We start from the raw sequence: 10,246 nt of genomic DNA on the forward strand, positions 1-10,246 counted from the left end.
AACAAAAGTCATAGTTATAGTTGATTTATACGCCAATCGGCTATAAGTTTAGTTGAAGTCGTTTTTAATTGAAACATGAAAAGCTCTGTGTATAATACTCGCTTCTCCTTATAAGGATATGGACATGATTGCTCAATTAAGTGATTACCAGACATCAAAATCAGCTTCACCAAAGCCTAGAAATGATGTTAATAAAAACTCTAATGTTCGATTATTCGAACAAAAGAAAACATCTATTAAATTTGAACAAGCTAAACGTCAAGTATCTGAAGCTGCATCTAAATTAGATTGGTAAGTGCTTTAGCTTTTAACCTCTGATATCGTATAGTTTTTATAAGATAAGGATATCAGAAATGGCCCAGCCACAACTCGTAAACTTTCCAGGAAAAAAATCCAAAAGTACATTAGATACCATACGAGCAAGACACTCAAAAGAGCTTGTTATTGGTCTTTGTGGTGCTGTTGGTGCAGGCGTCAAACTGCTAAATAAACAACTTCAAGAAGAGTTAATTGCGGCTGATTACCATGTAGAGCATATCAGTTTAAGTGAATTAATCGCTGCACAATTTGATAACCCAGAAGAAACTCTCAAGCTTAATGGCTATGAACGCTATGAAAAATTACAAGATTTGGGTGATGACTTAAGAACTAACAAATCGCCTTCAATTGTTGCTGACATGGCAATACGAAGAATTTCAATTATCCGCACGACCTTGTTTGGTGATAAAACTCAAAACCCAACTACCGCTTTAAAAATTGACAAAAAAGTAGCTTATATCATCAACCAATTAAAAAATCCTGCTGAAGTTAAAATATTCCAAGAAATATATAGAAATAATTTCTATTTATTAGGCCTTTTAAGAACTGAAAATGAACGTATCAATAATATTGTTCAGGAAGGTATCAAAAAGTCAGACGCCTACAAACTAGTAGATCGCGACCGTAAAGGTAAAGATGATTTTGGCCAGCAAGTTGAAAGTACTGCATTTCTATCTGATTACTTTATCCGAAATATCGATAAAGCCGATAAACTGAAAGCATCTGTTACCCGATTTATTAAACTTGTGCATGGTGTTGAAAATATCACGCCCACTAGAAATGAGAGTGGAATGTTTTCGGCTTATTCAGCCTCTTTACGTTCAGCATGTATGTCTAGACAGGTTGGTGCTGCAATCTCTGATACAGAAGGTCGAATCCTTTCAACAGGCTGTAATGATGTACCGAAATTTGGTGGTGGCCTTTACGATACAGATAACGAAGAAGATAATCGATGCTACGGTTACAGAGCTGGTGATTGCCATAATGACAAGCATAAAGATTTACTCAAAAAACAGATAGAAGAAGTGCTTACAAAAAACGGAATTGATAATAGTACTAAGTTAGCTGCAGATATAATGGATAACTCAAAAGCCAAAAGCTTAATAGAATATTCTAGAGCCATCCATGCTGAGATGGATGCGATTGTATCCCTAGCTAGAGATACTACCACGTCTACTGTTGGCAAAATTCTATATTGCACAACTTACCCATGCCATAGCTGTGCTAGACATATTGTTGCTGCAGGTATAGAGCGCGTTGTCTACATAGAGCCATATGAAAAAAGTTTAGCTTTAGATTTACACGATGATGCAATTTGTTTAATAGATGACAAAAAAGCCAATAAAGTAGTATTTGAAAACTTTGAAGGTGTATCGCCAAATAGATATTCTAAATTTTTTGCATATTCAAAAAAGAAAAAAAAGAATGGTAAAGCTATTGAGTTTAATCTAATTAAGGAGGAGCACATGGATACCCAACCCTTAGATTGCTATGGTGACTATGAACTAAAAGTTGTTGAAATGACGAATGAACTAGTTGGGGAAGATAGTTTTATTCAATAAAAATAAGATTTAATCTTTTCTTATTCTCTCAACTAACTCTGCCCTCTCTTCCTCAGTCATCTTTTCCAGTATGCACAGCATCTCAGCTGTGCTTTCTGACTCACAGAAAAAATATGCCACTGGCACACCCAGTTCATCAGCCATCGCTTTTAACGTGGTGTAATCAGGAGTGTGTTTACCTTTCTCGTAATGATTCATACGTGCGCTCGCCGTACCTGGCTCCATTCCTAATTGAATGCCCAGTTGCTTTTGGCTGATGCCCATCGCTGTTCTTGCCTGCTTAAGCCTAAGCGGCAGTGGATTGATCTGCTTTTCTGACACGAGTTCATTATTGTCTGATCCTAGATAACTTAGATTGTCTTAGTTTTTTCACTTAAGGTATACTAAGTAATCCTTAGCTTTTTAGGCTATATTGTCAAGTTTTAACCAAATTCGACAAGGCCTGAACTGATAAGAGGGGAAATAGTTAGAGGATATTAATTATAAAAACGTCACGGAATGGCTCATTAAACATTGAATTTATTAACAATTGGCAAATATCGTGACCCAACCAGCTATCCGTATAAACGAAGTACTTATTAGTATTTTAAAAAGTAAAACGCTCACTCAATTTACTGCGATTGAGTTGAAAAAAATATTCATAAAGGCATTACCTGACGCAAAAAACAAAGATGCTAGCCAATTAGTGCATAGAACACTGAATAAACTCTGTAATGCTCACTTCATAAAAAAGCACATTGATGGCAAAAAAGTATTATTTATCAAAACTCCTTTGTTTGACGAGAGTTGCCTTTATGCAAGCACTCCACGCAAACCAGCCTCAAAAAAGCCAATAATTAACGACAACGCTCATAAGTTACAAAAACTAAAAACGACGCTTAACCAATACCAAATTGATCTGCTTGGCCATATTGGTGAGGCTGAAGAGTTCAAACGTCTATTTAATGAGTTCCCCGAAACAAAAACGAACTTATACTCTCGCTATATGCATGCGCGCAACCAAAGCTCATCAATGGTCGGTAAAATTAAAGCCATAGAAGCCTGTATCAACACGCTAGAGAGTTAATATCGTGAAGTTAAGACAGTGGCAGCATGATTGCGTTAAAAAGGCGCTAGAGTCCTACCAAACACAAAACCACTTTATGTGTTTAGCTACTCCAGGAGCGGGCAAGACTGTAATGGCAGCCGAGCTGGCGGCAAGGTTAATCGCAATGGGTAAAGTGGATTTTGTCTTATGTTTCTCACCCTCTTCTGAAGTTAACGAAAGTATAAGACTTAACTTCTCACGACGACTACTCAAGCGTTTTGATGGATTAATGGGAGCTATCGGCAGTGTTTACACTTATCAGTCCATGTCATCATTAACTCCTGAGTTTTGGCAACTTCTCCATAGTCATAATGTCTTTGTAATTATGGATGAAGTGCATCACCTAAAAGGGACTGAACTCAATAATGCTAACGCATGGGGTGAGGAAGTACTACTCAACATTCAAAACCAAGCTTGCTATACATTGGCTTTATCTGGCACGCCTTGGCGCTCAGATGCTGCTCCTATCGTGTTATCCAAATTTACTGAACCCGATAACACTATACATTGTGATTTTGTCTATGGTCTAAAGCAAGCTGTAGCCGATGGCGTATGTCGTAAACCCAATATCGCGCTCATTGATAATGACAAAATAAGATTAGATGATGATCTAGAGTCAGAAACGTTTTCATCTATTGCTGAGTTATTAAAAAGGTCTGAATTCAGTTATAAGGCACTAATTAATAATCAACAGGTGATGCATTACATGCTGAGCCAAGGTGTTAAAAAACTAGAACAAATACGTCAAGAAAATCCCTTAGCTGGCGGGCTAATTGTTGCTTCATCAATCAAACATGCTAAACAGTTATACCAATCTCTTATTGCAGATTTTAAACAAACAGCCTGTATTGTCACCTCTAAGTTGAAGCATCCTTCACACACTATTGAAGCCTTTAGACAGAACGATACTCAATGGATAGTGAGTGTTGGTATGATCTCAGAAGGGACAGATATTCCACGGCTGCAGGTATGTTGTCACCTGAGTCGCATCAAAACCGAAATGCATTATCGTCAAGTATTAGGCCGTATATTAAGAGTCACTTCCGCTGAGGTTCAACAAGCTTGGTTATTTACCTTAGCTGAAGCTAGCCTTACTGAGTTTGCTTATAGGATCGGTCAAGATCTACCGGAAAACGCAGTAATTTTTGAAAAAACTGAGTCGAAAGAACTGAATTTGGCTTTATCTCATAAACCAGCCTCTACTGAGTTTGATCACGACTTAAACAGCAATCTACACTTCTCAGAGATGTCACTAGCCACTAAAGCAGCTATACCACCTCACCTAATCGATATTGAGGAAGAAAACAGTTACAACTTAGCCCTGTTAGGCGGATACAAAGAACAAATTGTGAGGATGTTTGATACTCATTTACTGAGTAATTGAGCTAAGGTACTCGGCGCAGAAAACTCGCGCTTAATCAACATCTCATCAGGGGTCATCGCATTGGGGTTATATCGGGATGGCTTAACAACTTCTGAAATAAGGACCTTATCTAGCGGCTCAAGAAAAGGGTTAAAAAAAACCGAAGCAGCCTCACTTTCCTGACTCTCATAAAGTTTTCTATAAGTTTGAGCTAAATGCCTAATATCAAGACTGCGATCACCATTCACCATTACAAGTTTTAATGTCTCTGATAGTAGATGATTTAATACCCTACTTTCACCTCGGCAGGCTGCAAATAATGGTATAGCAATATGTTTATCTTCAATCTTGGGAGGCTCATCAAAGGGCATATGCTTGGCTAAGCCTATTAGATATTGACGATAATATTTACTGTCTTTTTGGAGACTAAAATATTCAAGCTTTCTTCTACGTATTAAGCGAGATGACCATTGTGGTTCTTCAGCGATTTGTTCAGTCCAAGGCATGCCAACTAAGACAATTGGAACTCTTGCTTCTTCGCTGATGAATTTCAATTCATTAGCTATTGTTTGACGCTCTTTAGGTGTTTTAAACTCTATTAACTCTTGAAATTCATTGAAAATAAGTAGCTCTACATTCGCTCTAACTAAATTTTTAACCAATTGAGTTTTCAAATCTATTTTATAATTCTGCCCTTTTCGTTGTTGGCTGCCAAATGATTCCAAATCAGTTAACATCTGCCTCAGAGTCGCATCAAGACCTTTATGACTTGAGATCCGGGTAACTAATACCGGCATTGAAGTACGGCTATATGTTTGACTAGCTAACACTCGTTTTTTATAGTTGTTAATCAGATGACTTTTACCTACACCTGTATCTCCGGTCAACAACATGCACTGTTGGTCTGATTGAAAGTTTCGATTTAACCTTAGATCATCAAAATCATTGAAAATGACCTTAGCTTGAGGATGCATGACAAAACAATCATTAAACCTGCCCAATTGCTCCATCTGATGAGCGGTTAAGGTATTCATTCAAACCCCTCTATATTATCATCCCAGTTATCGAGGATATCACTGATATTAGACTCTGGTTTGTTGGTTATGTCTGAAAGGGTGTCACTGTTTTCAAGCCTAATAGTACCTTGACCGGTGTTACTAATATCGGCGAGTTGAGCTTGCTTCTTTACTGCAGAGATTTTAGCTTTCGTTTTGGATTCATTAAAGAGTTCTTGCTCTTGTTGTACTCGAGCATGAATTGCCATTCTAGCTTTGGCTAAACCTAAGTTGTCTTTACTCTCGCGTATAATTTCACGGTTAATCTTCTTAATCACTTTATGCTCATGCAGACTCAAACCATTGGCATACCCTGTAGTATCGGTACAAGGTACTTTGAGGTAGCCCTCTAACTCTTCGAGGTAAACATGGATATTAGAGAGATCATCAGGGTCTATTTTAATCAGCTTTTTTATTGTGTCTTTAGTTTGTGGGTAGTGCTTACGATAATCCGCTAATGCAGTTGAGTCATACATCAACTCTTCGAATTTAAAACCATTTCGAGTTAATGTTCTTTCATCAGTGATCCCCATGAGAACATTAAAACGTTTCTCATCTTCCACACTCATCTGCAATGGAGGATAGACATCAAAGCCATGCTGCCACTGCTTTATTGGAATACGCGTATCTCGAGAGTCTGAATCCTGATGATAAATATCAACAATCCAACGATGAAACTCTTCAACAAATACTGAAAAACGCATAATGGCGTCTTTTTCAGGTTTGTAGTCTTCTTTTTCTAGAATATTTGAAAACGTTTTCCCTGGGAGTTCGGTTAAAAAATATTGGTTAATCATGCCAAAGAAACGCTCAACAAACGGCTTTAACCATGGCTTACGCACGGGGTTATATTGAATATTTATACCAGCTTCTTTACAAGCATGGTCTAAACTCTTTGACCAAAACTCAGCTCCATTATCAACAACTAAGGTTTCAAATTTGCCATAACAAGGCCAATCATTTTGAAGCTCTATTCCGACAATACCCAGAGTTTTAGGCTTTATCGCATGCACAATAGCTTTAGCCGCTGATACATAAGAGGGAGCTTTATAACTCAAATGAAAACCTAAAACACAATTACTAAAAACATCAACGATTAAAGTCAGGTAGGGTCTTCCAAGAGGGAGCTGTAATTCATCATCGAGAAGGATTAAATCAAGTGGAGTATGATCTATTTCAACCCGTTCTAAAATCCGAGTTGGTGGTATATGAGAAGAACAATATGCAAACCACTGATCAGCTTTGAACTTACCATGCCTAGCGACAGCTATAGGATAAGGTGGCAGTGACTTTATTCTTTGATTGAAGGCGGTATAGGAAATAATAGGGATTTCCCCATCGACGATTGTTTCATTCTCAATCGTGATGGCATCTTTATAGTACTGGTAGGCCGTTGTCACTTTCGGTCTTTTGGCATCTAGAAAACGAGATAATGCTCGCTCAAAAAATACCTCGTCGCCTTCCACTCGTTTCTTTCGGTTGCCCATTTTATGGCGCTTAACAACCAAAGAGGCTAAATCACCATTACTATCGATATAACTCTTACGCCAACGAACCACGGTACGCCAATTAGGCCGTTTATCTCTATTGCCTTCAAATAGTTTATCAAGAATTGGATCTAGCTTTTTTTGCGTCCATCCCCCTGAGTTTTCCTGCTCAATAAAACTAATTAGTTTATATTTATCAAAGGCTTTTTCTTTAAGAAAGTCAGGAAAAGTATCAAGATCGCGCTTAAGTATCTCAGCATCATCTAACTTGATGTATTGACCAGGGGTATCGGGCTTTTTGACAGATGTAGACTCTGTAAACTCATCTTTAAATTCAATCATGCATTACACCAAACAAATGGATTACAGCTAAGGTCATCTTGAGTTAGATCTGCCTCTAGCAAGCCTTTATTGATTAGTGAATAAAGAAACGAGCGAGTTTCACCGACTGAAAGCTCATATTCATCAGCAACATCATCCAACTGAATCTTTCCTGAGTGTCGAATCAACTGTAGCAACTCACGTTGGATATCAGTCACACCATAGATACCAGAGTATCTATGAAGCAATTTGAGATTATTTAAGATTGGATTTACACGAATTTGCTTATCAGTAACAAGTATAAGCTCAGTGCCGAGTGCCTGAGCAGCCTCTTTCTTAGCTACAAACTTTGCTCTAAAAATAGGGTCGAATGTCTTGCTGTAAGGTTTATATTCATGAAACTTTGTCGTCCCATCAATGTAGTGAAGTAACGCATCAGGCGTATAAGGTAACCTTTTCCCCTCAAAACAGTAATAAAACCCTTTAGGCTGGCTGCCAAAAGTCTCGATTGTCTCATTATATTCATGGTGGAAACATGCATCGAACTCCAATGTACTTTCACACATTATCGTTTCGCTCACTTTTGCACTCGCGAATTTAAAGACGTTTTTATTGGGCGAAGGCTTACGTAAATTTCGAATATACATGCGCAAAACTCAAGCAACTTAGGTACACTTAGTGTACAGCTGCTCGATGTTTTGTCAAATTTGTCAGACTACGCTTTAACTTTTAACTCAAGTAATTGATTTTAATAATATTAAATTATGTAGCTAAAATACAAAAATGCTATTTTATGTCAAACTATGCTTTAAATTTGTCAGACTATGGTTGTCTTATGTCAATGTATGCTTTCAGCGACATGAAAAATAAAGCTATAGCTAAAAAGTGTGAAGCCCTACTTCATCGCCGCTTTCACATACACATCAAAGCGATTTTTCTTGGTCGCAATAACCATACTCGGTTTTACCCCATCAAGATCTTCAGCGTAATCAGGGCGCTTTACTGCCACTCGCTTAGTGGCTAATGCCATTGCTGGCGCTAGTAGGCCGTCGGCATCAAGATCGGCGCCCACAAGTGTTTGGAATACGCGCATTTCTTTTTTAACCAAGGCTGACTTTTCGCGGTGGGGATACATAGGGTCTAAATACACCACATCAATTTCGGTCGCGGTCGTTTTGGCGGCATCAGCTAGGGCGCTAAGGCTTGAGCCATGAAATAAACTCATGCGCTCGCGCATCCAGTCGCCGATTTCTGCGTCTTCATAAGCGCGGCGCAGTCCGTCTTCAAGTAATGCTGCGACAACAGGATGGCGCTCAACCATAATCACTTTGCAACCAAGACTGGCTAACACAAAAGCATCGCGGCCTAGTCCTGCTGTGCCATCAACCACGGTTGGGGTAACTCCTTGTTTAAGGCCTACCGCTTTGGCGATTGATTGGCCGCGGCCACCACCAAATTTACGCCGATGAGCAACAGCACCGGAAACAAAATCGACACTTATACCATCTAATTTAGGTTCATCACGTTTGTGCAGGCTTAAGGTGTTGTGCTCAAAGCGTAATTCAAACTGCGCTTCTTTGCTCCACTCAAAACCCCAACGCTCACTGATATCAACCAGTGACGGATATTGCTGATTAAAAAAAATCGGTATTTGCAAAAGTATTTCCAGATATTGATTAGACTCAAGCTTATTATGCCAAAAGCCTGCCAGAGTGAATACCTATACCTGCTAAGACTTAGCCCTTATAATGTAGCTATCTTGCAGCTTCGACTGCGCAGCTATTTTCAGGTCCCCTTATGTTAAGTTACCGCCACGGTTTTCATGCTGGCAATTATGCCGATGTACTCAAGCACACTATGTTGCTGCAAGTGCTTAAACTGATGCACAAAAAAGATAAGCCAATGGCCTATATCGACAGCCATGCAGGTGCAGGCGGTTACTCGCTAACTGATGAGTTTTCAAAGAAAACCGGTGAGTATTTAGATGGCGTAGCCAAGCTTTGGGGTAAAGATGATTTACCTGAGCCTTTGCAGCTGTATATTGACGATGTAAAACACTTTAACCAAGGTGAGGAAGAGCTGTCTTTTTATCCGGGTTCACCAGCGTTTGTTGATATGAACATGCGTGAGAAAGACCGCATGGTGTTACACGAGCTTCACAGCACTGACTTTGCTTCACTTGATGAGCAATTTAGCAATGACAGACATGTTCGTGTGGTAAAAGGTGATGGCTTAAAAGGCTTGATAGGTGCAGTACCTCCCCTTGAGCGCCGCGGCGTTGCGCTAATCGATCCTAGTTACGAAATGAAAACCGATTACCAAGATGTGGCTCACGCCATTATTAAAGCCCACAAACGCTTTTCTACTGGTGTTTATATGTTGTGGTATCCAGTGGTTGATAGAGCCCAGACTGAGTCAATGTTAAAAATACTGGCTGATAGCGGCATTAAAAATCAGCTGCGTATTGAGCAATCAATTACCCCTGACAATAATGTGTTTGGTATGACGGCTGCAGGCTTATGGGTGATTAACCCGCCATGGAAGTTAGACACGACAGCGAAAGAAACATTAGATTATTTAGAGCGCTGCCTAGGTCAAAGCGGCGGTAAAACCGTGGTTAAGCTGGAAGTGGCTGAATAAGTCATTTATAGCCGTATTTTAGGCTCTCTAGTGGCGAGCGAATACGCCACTAAAAAGCCCATGTAATGAAAATTACATGGGCTTTTTATCATACGCGTTTTTATCTTAGCTAGACTATATGCACTCACCGCCATCGTCAGTAAAAGGCCTTACAACCAGCCCAATTAGCGCGGTAAAAATACCAACTAAAATATCCCCATCATGTGAATCGCTGGTAATTGCTCCCGGGCTCGAGTCACGTTCGCGTCTATCTGAATTACTTTCTGCCGTGCCGCGAACAAAATCACAGCCAGCATTGGTGGCGCTTGATGATGAGCAAGCCGTGCTCAATAGCATTGGCAGCAATAAACTTGCCAGTAAAATCCTTTTCTTCATCCTAATCCTTTTTTACATCAATAAAATCTATTAAAAGA

At 39.3% G+C, this 10,246-nt stretch carries 11 protein-coding genes; 5 read left to right on the forward strand and 6 right to left on the reverse strand.

Going from position 1 to position 10,246, the window contains the following annotated elements; genetic code table 11:
* The first annotated feature begins 124 nt into the window (after window positions 1-124).
* Window positions 125-295 (forward strand): hypothetical protein, encoded by a 171-nt coding sequence (locus BM739_RS20220; RefSeq protein ID WP_175609491.1) that lies wholly within the window; start codon window positions 125-127, stop codon window positions 293-295.
* Window positions 296-353: 58 nt separating this feature from the next.
* A complete protein-coding gene (locus BM739_RS05885) occupies window positions 354-1,880 on the forward strand; it encodes an anti-phage dCTP deaminase (RefSeq protein WP_076538374.1) in 1,527 nt (508 codons plus the stop codon).
* A gap of 9 nt (window positions 1,881-1,889) precedes the next feature.
* On the opposite strand, the gene BM739_RS05890 is transcribed toward BM739_RS05885, so the two are convergent.
* Complete coding sequence (locus BM739_RS05890; protein WP_076538377.1) at window positions 1,890-2,201, reverse strand: helix-turn-helix domain-containing protein; 312 nt, start codon at window positions 2,199-2,201, stop codon at window positions 1,890-1,892.
* 220 nt (window positions 2,202-2,421) lie between these two features.
* On the opposite strand from BM739_RS05890, the gene BM739_RS05895 reads away from it, so the two are divergent.
* Together BM739_RS05895 and BM739_RS05900 are read left to right on the forward strand one after the other, a co-directional pair.
* Complete coding sequence (locus tag BM739_RS05895) at window positions 2,422-2,946, forward strand: hypothetical protein (protein WP_083698079.1); 525 nt, start codon at window positions 2,422-2,424, stop codon at window positions 2,944-2,946.
* 4 nt (window positions 2,947-2,950) lie between these two features.
* Window positions 2,951-4,351, forward strand: coding sequence for a DEAD/DEAH box helicase (locus BM739_RS05900; RefSeq protein WP_076538381.1), 1,401 nt, complete (start codon window positions 2,951-2,953; stop codon window positions 4,349-4,351).
* Here the strand turns inward: BM739_RS05900 and BM739_RS05905 are convergent.
* From BM739_RS05905 to BM739_RS05920, 4 genes are all read right to left on the reverse strand, one after another.
* Window positions 4,333-5,364, reverse strand: a complete 1,032-nt coding sequence (locus BM739_RS05905; protein ID WP_076538384.1) for a TniB family NTP-binding protein — start codon at window positions 5,362-5,364, stop codon at window positions 4,333-4,335. The two genes, BM739_RS05900 and BM739_RS05905, sit on opposite strands and share 19 nt — an antisense overlap.
* Complete coding sequence (locus BM739_RS05910; RefSeq protein WP_076538387.1) at window positions 5,361-7,214, reverse strand: Mu transposase C-terminal domain-containing protein; 1,854 nt, start codon at window positions 7,212-7,214, stop codon at window positions 5,361-5,363. Before BM739_RS05910 ends, BM739_RS05905 begins: the two co-directional genes overlap by 4 nt.
* Window positions 7,211-7,840: a TnsA endonuclease N-terminal domain-containing protein gene (locus BM739_RS05915; protein ID WP_076538389.1), complete on the reverse strand. Its 630-nt coding sequence runs from the start codon at window positions 7,838-7,840 to the stop codon at window positions 7,211-7,213. Before BM739_RS05915 ends, BM739_RS05910 begins: the two co-directional genes overlap by 4 nt.
* Window positions 7,841-8,088: 248 nt before the next feature.
* Window positions 8,089-8,856, reverse strand: coding sequence for a class I SAM-dependent methyltransferase (locus BM739_RS05920; protein ID WP_076538391.1), 768 nt, complete (start codon window positions 8,854-8,856; stop codon window positions 8,089-8,091).
* 134 nt (window positions 8,857-8,990) lie between these two features.
* Here BM739_RS05920 and BM739_RS05925 point away from each other — a divergent pair, with 134 nt between their 5' ends.
* Window positions 8,991-9,833: a 23S rRNA (adenine(2030)-N(6))-methyltransferase RlmJ gene (locus tag BM739_RS05925; protein WP_076538394.1), complete on the forward strand. Its 843-nt coding sequence runs from the start codon at window positions 8,991-8,993 to the stop codon at window positions 9,831-9,833.
* 114 nt (window positions 9,834-9,947) lie between these two features.
* Here the strand turns inward: BM739_RS05925 and BM739_RS05930 are convergent, their stop codons facing one another.
* On the reverse strand, window positions 9,948-10,208 hold the full coding sequence (locus BM739_RS05930; RefSeq protein ID WP_076538397.1) for a hypothetical protein: 261 nt from the start codon (window positions 10,206-10,208) through the stop codon (window positions 9,948-9,950).
* Between the last annotated feature and the right edge of the window lie 38 nt (window positions 10,209-10,246).

The organism is Shewanella sp. UCD-KL21 (assembly GCF_001957135.1).
Taxonomy (GTDB): Bacteria; Pseudomonadota; Gammaproteobacteria; order Enterobacterales; family Shewanellaceae; genus Shewanella.